Here is an 18,034-nt window from a genome sequence, read left to right as displayed (position 1 = left end):
ACCCGAGGGGTTCGCCCGCCCGGCCTCGCGCCGGGCGGCCGGACCCTGCGGGGCCGAGCCCCGGTTGTCGGCGGGCGACAGTAGGGTGGTTGGCATGGCCGACCCTTCCAGCTACCGCCCCGAGCCGGGACAGATCCCCGACTCCCCGGGGGTCTACAAGTTCCGCGACGAGCACCGCCGGGTGATCTACGTCGGGAAGGCCAAGAGCCTGCGCCAGCGGCTGGCCAGCTACTTCCAGGACCTCGCCGGGCTGCACCCCCGTACCGCCACCATGGTGACCACGGCCGCCTCCGTCGAGTGGACCGTGGTCTCCACCGAGGTAGAGGCGCTCCAGCTCGAATACTCCTGGATCAAGGAGTTCGACCCCCGGTTCAACGTCAAGTACCGGGACGACAAGAGCTACCCCTCCCTCGCCGTCACCATGAACGAGGACTACCCCCGGGTCCAGGTCATGCGCGGGCCCAAGAAGAAGGGCGTGCGCTACTTCGGCCCGTACGGGCACGCCTGGGCCATCCGCGAGACCGTCGACCTGATGCTCCGGGTCTTCCCCGTCCGCACCTGCTCCGCCGGGGTGTTCAAGCGGTCCGCCCAGATCGGCCGCCCCTGCCTGCTCGGCTACATCGGCAAGTGCTCCGCGCCCTGCGTCGGCCGGGTCACCCCCGAGGAGCACCGCGAACTCGCCGAGGACTTCTGCGACTTCATGGCCGGCCGCACCGGCACCTACCTCACCCGCCTCGAACAGCAGATGCACGAGGCCGCGGAGGAGATGGAGTACGAGAAGGCCGCCCGGCTGCGCGACGACATAGGAGCCCTGCGCCGGGCCATGGAGAAGAACGCGGTCGTGCTCGCCGACGCCACCGACGCCGACCTGTTCGCGGTCGCCGAGGACGAGCTCGAGGCGGCCGTGCAGATCTTCCACGTCCGCGGCGGCCGGGTCCGGGGCCAGCGCGGCTGGGTCACCGACAAGGTCGAGGCCGTCGACACCGCCGGGCTCGTCGAGCACGCCCTCCAGCAGCTGTACGGGGAGGAGAAGGGCGAGGCCGTCCCCAAGGAGGTGCTGGTCCCGGCGCTCCCCGAGGACACCCCGGCCCTGAGCCAGTGGCTCGCCGAGCGGCGCGGCTCCCAGGTCAGCCTGCGCATTCCGCAGCGCGGGGACAAGAAGGCGCTGATGGAGACCGTCCACCGCAACGCCCAGCAGTCCCTCGCCCTGCACAAGACCAAGCGCGCCGCCGACCTCACCACCCGCTCGCGGGCCCTGGAGGAGATCGCCGAGGCGCTGGAGCTGGACGGCGCACCGCTGCGCATCGAGTGCTTCGACATCTCCCACCTCCAGGGCGACGACGTCGTGGCCTCGATGGTCGTCTTCGAGGACGGGCTGGCACGCAAGGGCGAGTACCGGCGCTTCCAGATCAAGACCTTCGAGGGCCAGGACGACGTCCGCTCCATGCACGAGGTGATCTCCCGGCGCTTCCGCCGCTACCTCCAGGAGAAGCTGAAGACGGGGGAGTGGTCGCCCGAGTCCCCCGGCGCCGCTCCGGGCGGCGAGGTCGATCAGGACACGCCCGAGGACGACGGGCGCCCCAGGCGCTTCGCGTACCCGCCCCAGCTCGTCGTGGTCGACGGCGGGCAGCCCCAGGTGGCCGCCGCCAAGCGGGCCCTGGAGGAGCTGGGGATCGACGACGTGGCCGTGTGCGGCCTCGCCAAGCGCCTGGAGGAGGTCTGGCTGCCCGGGGAGGACGACCCGGTGGTGCTGCCCCGCAGCAGCGAGGGCCTGTACCTGCTCCAGCGGGTCCGTGACGAAGCCCACCGGTTCGCCATCCAGTACCAGCGCAACAAGCGAGGCAAGCGCCTGAAGGCGGGCCCCCTCGACGAGGTCCCCGGGCTCGGCGAGAGCCGCAGACTGGCCCTGATCAAGCACTTCGGTTCGGTGAAAAAGCTGAGACAGGCGACAATCGACCAGATCTGCGAGGTCCCGGGCATAGGCCGCAAGACGGCCGAGACCGTGGCCGTGGCCCTCGCCCGGGCGGTTCCCGCCGGTCCCGCCGTCAATACGGCGACCGGGGAGATCATTGAGGATGAGACCCCCGCGTCCGCGGGAGCAGCATCCGATCGGGGGACCGAGCAATGACCGAGCGCGAAACCCTGCACGACCGAGGATCCGACCGGGATTCCGGCCGTGACATCGCATCCGAGTACGACCGAGACGGAGCACAGGTGAGTACGGGCACGACAGTGGAGCCCGGGGAAACCGCCGAGGCGGTCATCCCCGAGCTGGTGATCATCTCCGGAATGTCCGGGGCCGGCCGCAGTACCGCGGCCAAGTGTCTGGAGGACCTCGGCTGGTTCGTCGTCGACAACCTCCCGCCCGCGCTGATCACCACCATGGTGGAACTCGGCGCCCGCTCGCAGGGCAACGTGGCGCGCATCGCCGTCGTCGTCGACGTCCGCGGCCGCCAGTTCTTCGACGCGCTGCGCGAATCCCTCGCCGACCTGGAGGCCCGCGGGGTCACCCGGCGGATCGTCTTCCTGGAGTCCTCGGACGACGCCCTCGTGCGCCGCTTCGAGTCGGTCCGCCGCCCGCACCCGCTCCAGGGCGACGGCCGCATCGTCGACGGCATCGCCGCCGAGCGCGACCTGCTGCGCGAGCTGCGCGGCGACGCCGACCTGGTCATCGACACCTCCAGCCTGAACGTGCACGAGCTGCGCGCCAAGATGGACGCCCAGTTCGCCGGCGACGAGGAGCCCGAGCTGCGGGCCACCGTCATGTCCTTCGGCTACAAGTACGGGCTCCCCGTCGACGCCGACCTCGTCGTCGACTGCCGCTTCATCCCCAACCCGCACTGGGTCCCGGAGCTGCGCCCCTTCACCGGCCTGAACGAGGAGGTGTCGGGCTACGTCTTCAGCCAGCCCGGTGCCAAGGAGTTCCTGGACCGCTACACCGAGCTGCTCCAGCTCATCGCCACCGGCTACCGCCGCGAGGGCAAGCGGTACGTGACCATCGCCGTCGGCTGCACCGGCGGCAAGCACCGCAGTGTCGCCATGTCGGAGAAGCTCGCCGCCCGCCTCGCCTCCGAAGGAGTCGAGACCGTCGTCGTCCACAGGGACATGGGGCGCGAGTGACCGGACGTACCATGCGGCTCCGCCGTCTGCGCCGGCTCACCACCGGCAAGGTCGAGGGCGGCACGGGCCGTACGGGCCTGCGCCGGGGCGAGGCCCACGCCGCACCCAAGGTCGTGGCGCTCGGCGGCGGCATGGGCCTCTCGGCCTCGCTGACCGCCCTGCGCCGGATCACGGGCGAGCTGACGGCCGTCGTCACCGTCGCCGACGACGGCGGCTCCAGCGGCAGGCTCCGCGAGGAGCTCGGCGTCCTGCCGCCCGGGGACCTGCGCAAGGCGCTGGCCGCGCTGTGCGGGGACGACGACTGGGGCCAGACCTGGTCGCGGGTCATCCAGCACCGCTTCCAGTCCCAGGGCGACCTGCACGAGCACGCCGTCGGCAATCTCCTGATCGTCGCGCTGTGGGAACAGCTCGGCGACCCGGTCCAGGCCCTGGACCTCGTCGGCAAACTGCTCGGCGCCCAGGGCCGGGTGCTGCCGATGTCGGCCGTCCCCCTGGAGCTCCAGGCCCTGGTCAAGGGGCACGATCCGGCGCGCCCCGAGGACGTGGACACCGTACGGGGGCAGGCCACCGTGGCCCTGACCCCCGGCGAGGTGCTCTCGGTGCAGGTGGTGCCGAGCGATCCGCCGGCGGTGCCCGAAGCGGTCGCGGCGGTGCTGGACGCGGACTGGGTCGTGCTCGGTCCGGGGTCGTGGTTCTCCTCGGTGATTCCGCACCTGCTGGTGCCCGAACTGCTCGACGCGCTCATCGAGACGAAGGCCCGGAGGGTGCTCTCGCTGAACCTCGCGCCACAACCCGGCGAAACAGAGGGCTTCTCTCCGCAGCGTCATTTGGAGGTTTTGGCCCGACACGCCCCTAAACTCGCCCTGGACGTGGTGCTTGCCGATCAGGCTGCCGTGCCCGATCGCGAGTCCCTCTCCGATGCCGCAAAACGGTTCGGTGCCGCGGTCGAGCTGGCGCCGGTCGCCAGGCTGGACGGCTCTCCGAAGCACGATCCGGAGCTGCTGGCCGCCGCGTACGACCGTATTTTTCGGATGCATGGAAGGATCGGCCCATGGCGATGACGCCCGCGGTGAAGGATGAGATCGCCCGCCTGCCTGTCACCCGCACCTGCTGCAGGAAGGCGGAGGTCTCGGCGATCCTTCGGTTCGCGGGCGGGTTGCACCTGGTGAGCGGCCGGATCGTCATCGAGGCGGAACTGGACGCGGGGATCGCGGCCCGCCGCCTGCGCAAGGACATCCTGGAGATCTTCGGGCACTCCTCGGATCTGGTGATCATGGCTCCGGGCGGCCTGCGCCGGGGCAACCGGTACGTGGTCCGCGTGGTGGCCGGCGGCGACCAGCTCGCCCGCCAGACCGGCCTCGTGGACGGCCGCGGCCGTCCGATCCGGGGTCTCCCCCCGCAGGTGGTCTCCGGGGCCACCTGTGACGCCGAGGCGGCCTGGCGCGGGGCCTTCCTGGCCCACGGCTCGCTGACCGAGCCGGGGCGCTCCTCCTCCCTGGAGGTCACCTGCCCCGGTCCGGAGGCCGCCCTGGCCCTGGTGGGCGCCGCACGCCGGCTCTCCATCGCCGCGAAGGCCCGCGAGGTCCGCGGCGTGGACCGGGTCGTCGTACGGGACGGGGACGCCATCGGCGCCCTGCTGACCCGGCTCGGCGCCCACGACTCGGTGCTGGCCTGGGAGGAGCGCCGGATGCGGCGCGAGGTGCGCGCCACCGCGAACCGCCTGGCCAACTTCGACGACGCCAACCTGCGCCGCTCGGCGCGGGCCGCGGTGGCCGCCGGAGCACGGGTCCAGCGGGCCCTGGAGATCCTCGCCGAGGAGGTCCCCGAGCACCTCGCCGCCGCCGGCCGGCTGCGCATGGAGCACAAGCAGGCCTCCCTGGAGGAGCTGGGCGCGCTCGCCGACCCGCCGCTGACCAAGGACGCGGTCGCGGGCCGGATCCGCCGCCTGCTGGCGATGGCCGACAAGCGGGCCCAGGACCTCGGGATCCCGGGCACCGAGTCGAACCTCGACCTCAGCGACAGCGAGGAGCTGGCCGACAACATGGCCGGCTGAGCAGAAGAAGCACCGCCGGAAGGGGCCTGCACGATCACTCGTGCGGGCCCTTTCCGGTATGCCCCATTGACATGAGCATGGGCTGGTCGTGAGCCTGTCGTCCGAAGCTTTCGTGGCAGACGACGCCCAGGGGGGCACATGAGGCACCGCGCGAGATCGATCCTCGCCGCAAGCGCACTCGTCTTCGGCACCACACTGGCCGCACTACCCGCGGCGGCCCAGGCCCAGCCCGGTGCGGCGGACCGGTCCGCCGCCGACGAGGTACGGGTCTACGACGCCGACATCACCAAGGAGCAGGTCCCGCTGGTCCTGGCGGCCGGCCAGGACGCGCACGAGCTCTCCGAACGCGCCCCGGAGACCGGGACCGCCAAGGTGGAGCTCTTCCTCACCGGCGGTCAGGCCAAGGACCTGGCGGCCCAGGGGATCAAGCTCGCCGAACGCAAGGTCGCGGCCAAGGCCGCGGCGCGCACGCTCGCGGCCGGCGACGGGGTCTTCCGCCCGTACAGCGGCAAGGGCGGGCTCCAGGAGGAGATCCTGCGCACCGCCCAGGAGAACCCCGGCCTCACCAAGGTCGTCTCCATCGGCAAGACCGTCCAGGGCAAGGACATCCTCGCCCTGAAGGTCAGCAAGAACGCCAAGAAGACCAGGGACGGCGACAAGCCCTCCACCCTGTTCATGTCGAACCAGCACGCCCGTGAGTGGATCACCCCCGAGATGACCCGGCGGCTGATGCACCACACCCTCGACAACTACGGCAAGGACCCGCGGATCACCAAGCTGGTGGACTCCACCGAGCTGTGGTTCCTGCTCTCCGCCAACCCCGACGGCTACGACTACACCTTCGCCCCCGACGGCCAGCGGCTGTGGCGCAAGAACCTGCACGACAACAACGGCGACGGCAAGATCACCGCGGTCGACGGCGTCGACCTCAACCGCAACTTCGCCTACAAGTGGGGCTACGACAACGAGGGCTCCTCACCCAATCAGTCGAGCGAGACCTACCGCGGGGCGAAGGCCGCCTCCGAGCCCGAGACCGTGGCCCTGGACAAGTTCCAGAAGCGCATCGGCTTCCAGTACGCGGTCAACTACCACTCGGCCGCCGAGCTGCTGCTCTACGGCGTGGGCTGGCAGGTGGCCACCCCCACCCCCGACGACATCGCCTACAAGGCCCTCGCCGGCACCCCGGAGAACCCGGCCGTGCCCGGCTACTACCCGCAGGTCTCCTCGGAGCTCTACACCACCAACGGCGAAGCGGACAGCCAGGCGGCCAACGCCAACGGCATCATGATGTTCACGCCGGAGATGACCACCTGCCAGACGGCCTCCGCGAGCGACCCGGCCGACCAGTGGAAGCCCGAGGACTGCGCCTCCGGCTTCAACTTCCCGGACGACGAGAAGCTCATCCAGGCCGAGTTCGCCAAGAACGTCCCCTTCGCGCTCTCCGTGGCCGAGAGCGCCGAGCACCCGGACCAGCCGAAGTCCTCCCTGGGCCTGAAGGCCGCGGACTTCACCCTGGACCCCTTCACCACCTCCTACGCGGCCCGCGGCGAGGACCAGAAGGTCTCCGTCACGGCCCGCAAGGCGCTGAAGGACAAGGAGCTGAACTACCGGATCAACGGGGGACGCACCCACGACGAGGACCTCAAGGCCTGGAAGGGCGGCGAGGTCTACGGCGGCGACGACAACAACTGGTTCGACGAGTACCGGGCCGAGGTCGAGGGCGCCAAGCCCGGCGACAAGGTCGAGGTCTGGTTCACCGGCCGCGACCGCGGCAAGCAGGTCTCCAGCGAGCACTTCACGTACACGGTGGCCGCACGGCCGCGCGCCGACGTGCTGGTGATCGCCGAGGAGGGCGCCCCCGCGCAGCACGCGCAGGAGTACGTGGACGCCCTGAAGGCCAACGGCAAGAGCGCGGCCGTCTGGGACGTGGCCGTCCAGGGCGCCCCGCACCACCTCGGAGTCCTCTCCCACTTCCGTACGGCCGTGCACTACACCGGGGCCAAGTCTCCGGGCGGCGACACCCAGCTGGCGGTACGCGACTTCCTCAATGAGGGCGGCAAGCTGATCGAGGCCGGCGAGCTGGCGGGCGGCAACGCCCAGGTCGGCCGCGCCGTCACCAACGACTTCAGCCAGTACTTCCTCGGCGCCTACGGCCGCGCCGCGGTCACCGGTCCCACCGGCTTCACCGGTGCGGGCTCCCTGACCGGGGCCAAGGGCGCCCTCGGCGACGCCACGGGCAACCCGCTCGACCGCCCCGGCTCCTACACGGTCACCTCCGACACCCTGCCCGCGGCGCAGTTCCCGCAGTTCAAGAGCGCGCAGGCGGGCCAGTACGCCGGAGTGGTGAATCCGTACGCCCCTTACGCCGGCGCCTCGATGGCCTCGGCCACGCACGACGACGACGACTGGAAGCGCCTCACCCGCACCATCGACCTCACCCAGGTCACCGCGGCCGACCAGCCGAAGCTCAAGATGGCGCTGAACTGGAACACCGAGGAGGGCTACGACCACGCGGTCCTGGAGTCCCGTACCGCGGGCGGCGACGACTGGACCACGCTGCCCGAGCTGGGCGGCCTGACCACCACCACCGTTCCGGAGGAGTGCGGGGCCGGTTTCTTCGTCAACGACCACCCGTTCCTGCGCCGCTACCTCACCCTTGACGCCGGCGGCTGCACCCCCGCGGGCACCAGCGGCCAGTGGAACTCCTTCACCGGATCCTCCAACGGCTGGCAGCAGGTCTCCTTCGACCTGAGCGCCTACGCGGGCAGGACCGTGGAGGTCTCGCTCTCCTACATCACCGACCCGGGCTCGGGCGGCCGCGGAGTCTTCGCCGACGAGGCCCGCGTCTCGACCGGCGGCACCGACCAGGCGGCCGAGGGATTCGAGACCTCGCTCGGTGTCTGGAGCGCCCAGGGCGCACCTGCCGGAAGCCCCGATGTTCCGGGCGATTGGTCCCGGTCGGGCGAGCTGTTCAAGTCCTACGCCGCCGTCACTACGCGTGACACCGTGCTCCTCGGTTTCGGCCTGGAGCACGTGCCGGCCGCGGCCGACCGCGCCGTACTCGTCGGTAAGGCCCTCCGCTCCCTGAACCACTGATCAGAGGCCCCGGTCGCGCTCACCGTGAGTGACCGGGCACAAAGTCCCCGAGGTCCCGTACTCGTCCTGGAGTGCGGGGCTTCGGGGCGTGTCAGACGATGGTCGATGTCACTCCGAAGCTCACGGAGAGGTAGTGTCGTAAGCGGTCGGGGACATCCCATACAGCTCGCTGGCGGACAGGCCGGCGCACCAACGAGGAGATCGGTTCGTGACGATCCGCGTAGGCATCAATGGTTTTGGCCGAATTGGCCGCAACTACTTCCGGGCGCTCCTGGAGCAGGGAGCGGACATCGAGATCGTCGGTGTCAACGACCTGACTGACAACGCAACCCTGGTTCACCTCCTCAAGTACGACACGATCCTGGGCCGTCTCAAGGCCGAGGTCAGCCACACCGACGACACCATCACCGTCGGCGGCAACACCTTCAAGACCTTCGCCGAGCGCGACCCCGCGAACCTCCCCTGGGGCGAGCTGGGCGCCGACATCGTCATCGAGTCGACCGGCATCTTCACCAAGAAGGCCGACGCCGCCAAGCACATCGCGGCCGGTGCGAAGAAGGTCCTCATCTCGGCTCCGGCCAAGGACGAGGACATCACGATCGTGATGGGCGTCAACCAGGAGAAGTACGACGCGGCCAACCACCACGTCATCTCCAACGCCTCCTGCACCACCAACTGCGTGGCGCCGATGGCCAAGGTCCTCCTCGAGAACTTCGGCATCGTCAAGGGCATGATGACGACGGTCCACGCGTACACGAACGACCAGCGGATCCTGGACTTCCCGCACTCGGACCTGCGCCGGGCGCGCGCGGCCGCCGAGAACATCATCCCGACCACCACCGGTGCCGCCAAGGCCACCGCGCTGGTCATCCCGGAGCTGGCGGGCAAGCTCGACGGCATCGCGATGCGCGTCCCGGTCCCCACCGGTTCCGTGACCGACCTCGTCATCGAGCTCGAGCGCGAAGTCACCAAGGACGAGGTCAACTCGGCCTTCCAGAAGGCCTCGCAGGGCCAGCTCAAGGGCATCCTGGACTACACCGAGGACGCGATCGTCTCTTCCGACATCGTGAACTGGCCGTTCTCCTGCACCTTCGACTCCTCCCTGACCATGGTCCAGGGCAAGAGCGTCAAGGTCATCGGCTGGTACGACAACGAGTGGGGCTACTCCAACCGCCTCGTCGACCTGACCGTGTTCGTCGGCGGTCAGCTCTAAGCACCAAGGCAGGCACCACGATGTGAGCACCGGGGCTCGGGCAGCGCGATGAAGCGCTGTACGGGCCCTGTTGCTTGCCTCGTACCCCTCTCACCCCGCACGGGTAAAGTCCTGGGCTGGGAAAAGGAGTAGAAAACAGCATGAAGACGATCGACGAACTTCTCGCCGAGGGCGTTGCCGGCAAGCGTGTCTTCGTACGCGCCGACCTCAACGTGCCGCTCTCGAACGGTGAGATCACCGACGACGGCCGCATCCGCGCCGTTCAGCCCACCATCGCGAAGCTCGCCGAGGCCGGCGCCCGCGTGGTCGTGGCTTCGCACCTGGGCCGCCCCAAGGGCGCCCCGGACCCGGCCTTCTCGCTGGCGCCCGCCGCCGCCCGCCTCGGCGAGCTGCTCGGTACGGACGTCGCGTTCGCCACCGACACCGTCGGCGCCTCCGCCAAGGAGACCGTCGCGGCCCTCACCGACGGCAAGGTCGCCGTCATCGAGAACCTGCGCTTCAACGCCGGTGAGACCGCCAAGGACGACGCCGAGCGCGGCGCCTTCGCGGACCAGCTCGCCGAGCTGGCCGACATCTACGTCGGCGACGGCTTCGGCGCTGTCCACCGCAAGCACGCCTCGGTCTTCGACCTCCCCGCGCGCCTCCCGCACGCGGCCGGCTACCTCATCGCCACCGAGGTCGGCGTCCTGAAGAAGCTGACCGACGAGGTCAAGCGCCCGTACGTGGTCATCCTCGGCGGCGCCAAGGTCTCCGACAAGCTGGCCGTCATCGACCAGCTGCTCGGCAAGGCCGACCGCATCCTCATCGGCGGCGGCATGGCGTACACGTTCCTCTACGCCAAGGGCTACGAGGTCGGCATCTCCCTGCTCCAGAAGGACCAGGTGGACGTCGTCAAGGAGTACATGGAGCGCGCCGCGAAGAACGGCGTCGAGCTGGTCCTCCCGGTCGACATCCTCGCCTCCACGGACTTCCCGGACCTGAAGACCAAGGCCCCGGCCGACTTCATCGTGGTCGACGCGGACAAGATCCCCGCCGACCAGGAGGGTCTGGACATCGGTCCCAAGACCCGCGAGCTGTACGCCTCGAAGATCGCCGACGCCGAGACCGTGTTCTGGAACGGTCCCGTGGGCGTCTTCGAGCACCCCGACTACGCCGGCGGCACCAGCGCCATCGCGCAGGCCCTCGTCGACAGCAGCGCCTTCACCGTCGTCGGCGGTGGCGACTCGGCCGCGGCCGTCCGCACGCTCGGCTTCGACGAGAACGCTTTCGGCCACATTTCGACCGGTGGCGGCGCCTCCCTCGAGTACCTCGAGGGCAAGACGCTCCCCGGCCTCGCCGCTCTGGAGGTCTGAACCCTGATGACTGAGAACACCGCCGGCCGTACCCCGCTGATGGCGGGCAACTGGAAGATGAACCTCAACCACCTCGAGGCCATCGCCCACGTCCAGAAGCTCGCCTTCGCGCTGGCCGACAAGGACTACGACTTCGTCGAGGTCGCGGTCCTGCCGCCCTTCGTCGACCTGCGTTCGGTCCAGACCCTGGTCGACGGCGACAAGCTGAAGATCAAGTACGGTGCCCAGGACATCTCGGCCCACGACTCCGGCGCCTACACCGGCGAGATCTCCGGCCCGATGCTCTCGAAGCTGAAGTGCACCTTCGTGGCCGTCGGCCACAGCGAGCGCCGCCAGTACCACGGCGAGAGCGACGAGATCTGCAACGCCAAGGTCAAGGCCGCCTACAAGCACGGGATCACCCCGATCCTGTGCGTCGGTGAGGGCCTGGACATCCGTAAGGCCGGCCAGCAGGTCGAGTACACGCTGAAGCAGCTCGACGGCGGCCTCAAGGACGTCCCGGCCGAGCAGGTCGAGTCCATCGTGATCGCGTACGAGCCCGTCTGGGCGATCGGCACCGGCGAGGTCGCCACCCCCGACGACGCGCAGGAGGTCTGCGGTGCCATCCGCGGCCGTCTCGCGGAGCTCTACTCGCAGGAGCTGGCCGACAAGGTCCGCATCCAGTACGGCGGCTCGGTCAAGTCCGGCAACATCGCCGCGATCATGGCCCAGCCCGATGTCGACGGCGCCCTGATCGGCGGCGCGGCGCTGGACGCGGACGAGTTCGTCAAGATCGTCCGTTTCCGCGACCAGTGACGGTCATCGTGAGTATGCGGTAGGGCGGATCCGTCGTACCCTTGCGGGGGCCAGCAGGCTGGACGAGCTGCTGGCCCCCGTGCTCGTAATCGGCACTGCGGGAACGCCGGAAAGCCAGTAAGCCAGGAAAGTAGGAATCAGCCGTGATTTTGGGGTTCGAGATCGCCTTGGTCGTCTTCAGCGCCCTGCTGATGCTGCTCGTGCTGATGCACAAGGGCAAGGGCGGCGGTCTTTCCGACATGTTCGGCGGCGGTATGCAGTCGTCGGTCGGCGGCTCCTCGGTCGCGGAGCGCAACCTGGACCGCATCACCGTGGTGATCGGTCTGCTCTGGTTCGCGTGCATCGTCGCACTCGGTCTGCTCATGAAGGCCAACAGCTAACCGTTCTGGCCATTCCGCCGGTCCGGTCGGCTCCCCCCGGCCTATCATGAGGTCCGGCGTTCTTGTCTGGAATGGGTAACTCCATTCCTGGACGGACGCCCCGCCTTACGTAGACTTGGGCGCCCGCGACGGAATCCACTCACGCTTCGCGGCACCATCACGCAGGGAGTTACGACCGTGGCAAGTGGCAACGCGATCCGTGGTAGTCGGGTCGGAGCGGGGCCGATGGGTGAGGCCGAGCGCGGCGAGTCCGCGCCCCGCCTGCGCATCTCCTTCTGGTGCTCGAACGGGCACGAGACGCAGCCGAGCTTCGCCAGCGACGCGCAGGTGCCGGACACCTGGGACTGCCCGCGCTGCGGGTTCCCGGCCGGCCAGGACCGGGACAACCCGCCCGCGCCGCCGCGCACCGAGCCGTACAAGACGCACCTGGCCTACGTGCGGGAGCGGCGGACCGACGCCGACGGCGAAGCGATCCTCGCCGAGGCGCTCGCCAAACTGCGCGGCGAGATCTGACGCGTTCCCACCGAACGGCCGACATGGCACAGGGCCCGGCCCGCAGGAGACTTCTCTCCTGCGGGCCGGGCCGCTTTTGTGTCGGTTGTGCCCCTTCCCATCCCTTAGGTTGGAACCGGCGGGGCACGACAGGACAGGAAGTGGGTTGATGTCCGAGATGAACGCAGACAGCCGTACGAGGCTCAACCGGACGCCCGAGTGGGCCGCACTCGGCAAGCACCGGGAAGCGCTGGGGCAGACGCATCTGCGGGAGCTGTTCGAGGCGGATCCGGACCGGGGCACCGGTTACACCCTGCGGGTCGCAGACCTGCACATCGACTACTCGAAGCACCTCGTCAACGACGAGACGCTGACACTGCTGCGCGAACTGGCCGCGGCGACCGGCGTGGCCGGACTCCGCGAGGCCATGTTCCGCGGCGAGAAGATCAACACGACCGAGGACCGGGCGGTCCTGCACACCGCGCTGCGCGCACCGGCCGACGCGGTCGTCGACGTGGACGGGGAGAACGTCGTACCCGGCGTCCATGCCGTCCTCGACAAGATGGCGGCGTTCGCCGACCGGGTCCGGACGGGGGAGTGGACCGGCTCCACCGGCAAGCGCATCAAGAACGTCGTCAACGTGGGCATCGGCGGCTCCGACCTCGGTCCGGCGATGGCGTACGAGGCGCTGCGCGCCTTCTCGGACCGCGGCCTGACGGTCCGTTTCGTGTCCAACGTGGACGGCGCCGACCTGCACGAGGCCGTACGGGACCTGGATCCGGCCGAGACGCTGTTCATCATCGCGTCGAAGACCTTCACGACGATCGAGACCATCACCAACGCCACCTCGGCGCGGGAGTGGCTGCTCGCGGGCGTCGGCGGCGACGAGGCGGCCGTGGCACGGCACTTCGTGGCGCTCTCCACCAACGAGGAGAAGGTCTCCGCCTTCGGCATCGACACGGCCAACATGTTCGAGTTCTGGGACTGGGTCGGCGGACGCTACTCCTTCGACTCCGCGATCGGGCTCTCCCTGATGATCGCGATCGGTCCGGACGCGTTCCGGGAGATGCTCGGCGGGTTCCACGCCATGGACGAGCACTTCCGCACGGCGCCCCCCGAGGAGAACGCCCCGCTGCTGCTGGGCCTGTTGGGGATCTGGTACGGGGCCTTCTTCGACGCGCAGTCGCACGCGGTGCTCCCGTACAGCCACTACCTCTCCCGCTTCACCGCCTACTTGCAGCAGCTGGACATGGAGTCCAACGGCAAGTCCGTGGACCGCGAGGGCAACCCGGTGGACTGGCAGACCGGGCCGGTGGTGTGGGGCACGCCCGGCACCAACGGCCAGCACGCCTACTACCAGTTGATCCACCAGGGCACCAAGGTGATCCCGGCGGACTTCATCGGCTTCGCCCGGCCGGTCGGCGAACTGCCGCCCGCGCTGGCGGCCCAGCACGACCTGCTGATGGCGAACTTCTTCGCCCAGACGCAGGCGCTGGCCTTCGGCAAGACCGCCGAGGAGGTCCGGGCGGAGGGCGTCGCCGAACCGCTGGTCCCGCACAAGACCTTCGCGGGCAACCACCCGACGACCACGATCCTGGCGACCGAGCTCACCCCGGCGGTCCTCGGCCAGCTGATCGCGCTCTACGAGCACAAGGTGTTCGTCCAGGGCGCGGTGTGGAACATCGACTCCTTCGACCAGTGGGGCGTGGAGCTCGGCAAGGTCCTGGCCAAGCGGATCGAGCCCGCGCTCACCGAGGGCGAGGAGGTGCCCGGCCTGGACGCCTCCACGCGGGCGCTGGTGGCGGCGTACCGCTCGCTGCGGGGTCGCTGACCGTCCGGTCCGGGATGCGCGAAGGGGCCCGCTCTCCGACCGGAGAGCGGGCCCCTTCGCGTGCGGCCGGGTACGGGATCAGGCGGTGGCCGGGGGGTACATGTCGGTGGGCAGCTTCGCGGCCGCCGCGCGGTCGAGGAGCCACAGGGTGCGGGAGCTGCCGCGGGCCTCGGCCGCCGGGGCCTGGACCCCGCCCGCGCCGCCCAGCGCGATGGCCACCGCGCCGGCCTTGTCCTCGCCGGCCGCCAGCAGCCAGACCTCGCGGGCCGCGCGGATCGCCGGGAGGGTGAGCGAGATGCGGGTCGGAGGCGGCTTCGGCGCACCGTGCACGCCGACCACCGTGCGCTCGTTCTCGCGGGACGCCGGGTGCTCCGGGAACAGCGAGGCCACGTGGGTGTCCGGGCCGACGCCCAGCATCAGGACGTCGAAGCGGGGCACCGGGCCGTGGTCCTCGGGGCCGGAGGCCGCGCGCAGCTCCGCCGCGTACGAGGCGGCCGCCGCGTCCACGTCGGCCCCGTACGGGCCGTCGGAGGCGGGCATGGCGTGGACCCGCGCGGGGTCCACCGCGACGGCGTCCAGCAGGGCCTCACGGGCCTGTACGTGGTTGCGCTCGGGGTCGTCGGCGGGCACGTAGCGCTCGTCGCCCCACCACAGGTCGATCCGCGACCAGTCGACGGCGTCCCGGGCCGGGGCCGCGGCCAGTGCGGCGAGCAGGCCGTTGCCGTTGCGGCCGCCGGTGAGGACCACCGACGCGGTGCCGCGGGCCGCCTGTGCGTCCACGATCTTCGTGATCAGCCGGGCGGCCGCGGCCTGGGCCATCAGCTCCTTGTCCCGGTGGACGACGACCTGGGGAGTCGTCATACCCATGTGCTGCCGCCTTGTCGGTAGTTCGGGGTCGTTCGGGTGCGGGTCCGGTCGCCGCTGCGCGGAGCTTCCCCCACCCCGCCCCTTCCCGGAACCGGGGCTCCGCCCCGGACCCCGGTCCTCGAACGCCGGACGGCTGAAAGATCAGCCTCGCCGGCGTGTGAGGCGCGGGGTCCGGGGCGGAGCCCCGGGGAACGGCGGAAGGGCGGGTAGGGGACTGCCCCGCGCAGCGGCTCCGGGCGTGCTACTTCGCCGAGGCCTTCTTCGCCGGGGCCTTGGCCGGAGCCGGCTTGGAGGCCGGGGCCTCCGCCTTGACCGGGGCCTCCGCCTTGGCCGGGGTCTCCGCCTTGGCGGCGGCCGGCTTCGCGGGGGCCGGGGCGGCCGCGGAGGACAGGCGGGCCACGCCGAACTTCAGCGAGGCCTCGTAGGTGTTGTCCGGGTCCAGGCGGCGGAGTTCCTCCGCCAGGAGCTCGGCCGTGTCGCGGCGCTTGAGCGCCACCGCACGGTCGGGCTGCCCCGGCATGCACAGCGTGGCCAGCGCCCCGTCGGCCCGGTCCAGGACGATCTCGCCGCCCTTGGTCTCCAGGCGCACCGCGGTGAGCCCGGGGCCCGCCGAGGAGGTGCGCTTGACGGGGACCTGGAGCCGGTCCGCGAGCCACATCGCCAGCAGCTCGCAGCTCGGGTTGTCGTCCTCGCCCTCCACGGTGGCCGAGGTCACCGAGTGGGTCTGCTGGTCCAGTGCGGCCGCCAGCATGGAGCGCCACGGGGTGATCCGGGTCCAGGAAAGGTCCGTGTCCCCGGGTGCGTACGCCTCGGCACGGGTGCCGAGGGCCTCGATGGGGGTCTCGGCGGAGTACGTGTCCGTGATCCTGCGCTGGCCGAGCGCCCCCAGGGGGTCGCCCGCGAGGTCCTGCGGAGCGCCCTCGGGCCACCAGACGACGACGGGCGCGTCCGGGAGGAGCAGGGGGAGGACCACCGACTGCGCGTGGTCGACCAGTTCGCCGTGCAGGCGGAGCACGACCGTTTCACCGCTGCCGGAGTCCGCCCCGACGCGGATCTCCGCGTCGAGACGGGCGTCGCGGCGGCTGCGCGGCGAGCGGCTGGCCCGCTTGATGACGACGATGATCCGCGAGGGGTGCTCGTGGGACGCGTCGCCGGCCGACTTGAGCGCGTCGTACGCGTTCTCCTCGTCGGTCACGATCACCAGCGTGAGGACCATGCCGATGGCCGGCGTGCCGAGGTCCCGGCGTGCCTGCACCATCGCGGCATTGATCTTGCTGGAGTTGGTCTCCGTGAGATCGATCTTCATGGCCGGCGCCAGCTCCGTCCGTCTCGTGCGAGCATCTCGTCCGCCTCGACCGGCCCCCAGGTGCCCGACGGGTACTGCGCGGGCTTGCCGTGCGTGTCCCAGTACTTCTCGATCGGGTCGAGGATGTTCCAGGACAGCTCGACCTCCTGGTGGCGCGGGAACAGGTTCGCGTCACCCAGCAGCACGTCGAGGATCAGCCGCTCGTAGGCCTCGGGGCTCGACTCCGTGAAGGACTCGCCGTAGGCGAAGTCCATCGTCACGTCCCGGACCTCCATGGAGGTTCCCGGAACCTTGGAGCCGAAGCGCACCGTCACGCCCTCGTCCGGCTGGACCCGGATGACCAGGGCGTTCTGCCCCAGCTCCTCGGTCGCACCCGACTCGAACGGGAGGTACGGGGCCCGCTTGAAGACGACCGCGATCTCGGTCACCCGGCGGCCCAGGCGCTTGCCCGTCCGCAGGTAGAACGGGACGCCCGCCCAGCGGCGGTTGTTGATCTCCAGGCGGATGGCCGCGTAGGTGTCGGTCTTCGACTTGGGGTCGATGCCGTCCTCTTCGAGGTACCCGACGACCTTCTCGCCACCCTGCCAGGCCGCCGAGTACTGGCCGCGCACGGTGTGCTTGCCCAGGTCCTCGGGCAGCTCCACGGCGGTCAGCACCTTGAGCTTCTCGGCCACCAGCGCCTTGGGGTGGAAGGAGCCGGGCTCCTCCATCGCGGTCAGCGCCAGCAGCTGGAGCAGGTGGTTCTGGATGACGTCGCGGGCCGCGCCGATGCCGTCGTAGTAGCCGGCCCGGCCGCCGATGCCGATGTCCTCGGCCATGGTGATCTGCACGTGGTCGACGTACGACCGGTTCCAGATCGGCTCGAACATCGTGTTGGCGAAGCGGAGCGCCAGGATGTTCTGGACGGTCTCCTTGCCGAGGTAGTGGTCGATCCGGAAGACCTCGTTGGGCGGGAAGACGTCGTGCACGAGCTGGTTGAGCTCCTGTGCACTGGTCAGGTCGTGCCCGAACGGCTTCTCGATGACGGCGCGCCGCCAGGAGCCCTCCTTCTGGTCCGCCAGCCCGTGCTTCTTGAGCTGGGCGACGACCTTGGGGAAGAACTTCGGCGGGACGGACAGGTAGAAGGCGAAGTTGCCGCCGGTGCCCTGCGCCTTGTCCAGCTCCTCGATCGTCGACTTCAGCGTCTCGAACGCCTGGTCGTCGTCGAAGTCGCCCTGGACGAAGCGGCAGCCCTGGACCAGCTGCTGCCAGACCTCTTCGCGGAAGGGAGTGCGCGCGTGCTGCTTGACCGCGTCGTGAACCTCCTGCGCGAAGTCCTCGTCCTGCCACTCCCGTCGGGCGAAGCCGATCAGGGAGAAGCCCGGCGGAAGCAGTCCGCGGTTGGCGAGGTCGTAGACGGCAGGCATCAGCTTCTTGCGCGACAGGTCACCCGTAACGCCGAAAATGACCAGGCCGGACGGCCCCGCGATGCGCGGGAGCCGCCGGTCCTGTGCGTCACGAAGCGGGTTCGCTCCGTTTACAGACAAAGT

The 18,034-nt window shown here is 70.3% G+C and carries 14 protein-coding genes; 11 read left to right on the top strand and 3 right to left on the bottom strand.

Features of this window, described 5'->3' with window-relative positions:
• Positions 1-94 precede the first annotated feature (94 nt).
• The 11 genes from uvrC to pgi all read left to right on the top strand — a co-directional run bounded on the left by uvrC (position 95) and on the right by pgi (position 14,332).
• Positions 95-2,128, top strand: coding sequence for an excinuclease ABC subunit UvrC (gene uvrC / locus ACIA8F_RS06595; protein WP_399377121.1), 2,034 nt, complete (start codon positions 95-97; stop codon positions 2,126-2,128).
• Positions 2,125-3,120: an RNase adapter RapZ gene (rapZ, locus tag ACIA8F_RS06590; protein WP_399377119.1), complete on the top strand. Its 996-nt coding sequence runs from the start codon at positions 2,125-2,127 to the stop codon at positions 3,118-3,120. Before uvrC ends, rapZ begins: the two co-directional genes overlap by 4 nt.
• Positions 3,117-4,181, top strand: a complete 1,065-nt coding sequence (gene yvcK / locus ACIA8F_RS06585; RefSeq protein WP_399377118.1) for a uridine diphosphate-N-acetylglucosamine-binding protein YvcK — start codon at positions 3,117-3,119, stop codon at positions 4,179-4,181. The genes rapZ and yvcK overlap by 4 nt, the downstream gene beginning before the upstream one ends.
• Positions 4,172-5,173 (top strand): DNA-binding protein WhiA, encoded by a 1,002-nt coding sequence (gene whiA, locus ACIA8F_RS06580; RefSeq protein WP_112449750.1) that lies wholly within the window; start codon positions 4,172-4,174, stop codon positions 5,171-5,173. Before yvcK ends, whiA begins: the two co-directional genes overlap by 10 nt.
• 138 nt (positions 5,174-5,311) lie before the next feature.
• On the top strand, positions 5,312-8,269 hold the full coding sequence (locus ACIA8F_RS06575) for a M14 family zinc carboxypeptidase (protein ID WP_399377117.1): 2,958 nt from the start codon (positions 5,312-5,314) through the stop codon (positions 8,267-8,269).
• A gap of 208 nt (positions 8,270-8,477) precedes the next feature.
• Positions 8,478-9,482 (top strand): type I glyceraldehyde-3-phosphate dehydrogenase, encoded by a 1,005-nt coding sequence (gap, locus tag ACIA8F_RS06570; protein ID WP_399377116.1) that lies wholly within the window; start codon positions 8,478-8,480, stop codon positions 9,480-9,482.
• A gap of 140 nt (positions 9,483-9,622) precedes the next feature.
• Positions 9,623-10,834, top strand: a complete 1,212-nt coding sequence (locus ACIA8F_RS06565; protein WP_399377115.1) for a phosphoglycerate kinase — start codon at positions 9,623-9,625, stop codon at positions 10,832-10,834.
• 6 nt (positions 10,835-10,840) lie between these two features.
• Positions 10,841-11,629, top strand: a complete 789-nt coding sequence (gene tpiA / locus ACIA8F_RS06560; RefSeq protein ID WP_399377114.1) for a triose-phosphate isomerase — start codon at positions 10,841-10,843, stop codon at positions 11,627-11,629.
• A 143-nt stretch (positions 11,630-11,772) separates the two neighbouring features.
• Complete coding sequence (gene secG / locus ACIA8F_RS06555) at positions 11,773-12,009, top strand: preprotein translocase subunit SecG (protein ID WP_383955075.1); 237 nt, start codon at positions 11,773-11,775, stop codon at positions 12,007-12,009.
• A 177-nt stretch (positions 12,010-12,186) separates the two neighbouring features.
• Entirely contained in the window at positions 12,187-12,522 is a 336-nt protein-coding gene (locus ACIA8F_RS06550; protein ID WP_007263454.1) for an RNA polymerase-binding protein RbpA, read from the top strand.
• Positions 12,523-12,679: 157 nt separating this feature from the next.
• Positions 12,680-14,332: a glucose-6-phosphate isomerase gene (pgi, locus tag ACIA8F_RS06545; RefSeq protein WP_399377344.1), complete on the top strand. Its 1,653-nt coding sequence runs from the start codon at positions 12,680-12,682 to the stop codon at positions 14,330-14,332.
• 78 nt (positions 14,333-14,410) lie between these two features.
• On the opposite strand, the gene pgl is transcribed toward pgi, so the two are convergent.
• The 3 genes from pgl to zwf all read right to left on the bottom strand — a co-directional run bounded on the left by pgl (position 14,411) and on the right by zwf (position 18,031).
• Positions 14,411-15,193, bottom strand: a complete 783-nt coding sequence (gene pgl / locus ACIA8F_RS06540; protein WP_399377113.1) for a 6-phosphogluconolactonase — start codon at positions 15,191-15,193, stop codon at positions 14,411-14,413.
• A gap of 247 nt (positions 15,194-15,440) precedes the next feature.
• Positions 15,441-16,505, bottom strand: coding sequence for a glucose-6-phosphate dehydrogenase assembly protein OpcA (gene opcA, locus ACIA8F_RS06535; RefSeq protein WP_399377112.1), 1,065 nt, complete (start codon positions 16,503-16,505; stop codon positions 15,441-15,443).
• Positions 16,502-18,031, bottom strand: coding sequence for a glucose-6-phosphate dehydrogenase (gene zwf, locus ACIA8F_RS06530; protein WP_328298002.1), 1,530 nt, complete (start codon positions 18,029-18,031; stop codon positions 16,502-16,504). Before zwf ends, opcA begins: the two co-directional genes overlap by 4 nt.
• Between the last annotated feature and the right edge of the window lie 3 nt (positions 18,032-18,034).

Origin of the sequence: Streptomyces sp. NPDC051563, from assembly GCF_044454225.1 — a bacterium.
Lineage (GTDB): Bacteria > Actinomycetota > Actinomycetes > Streptomycetales > Streptomycetaceae > Streptomyces.
This window is presented reverse-complemented; position numbering and strand designations above follow the sequence as displayed.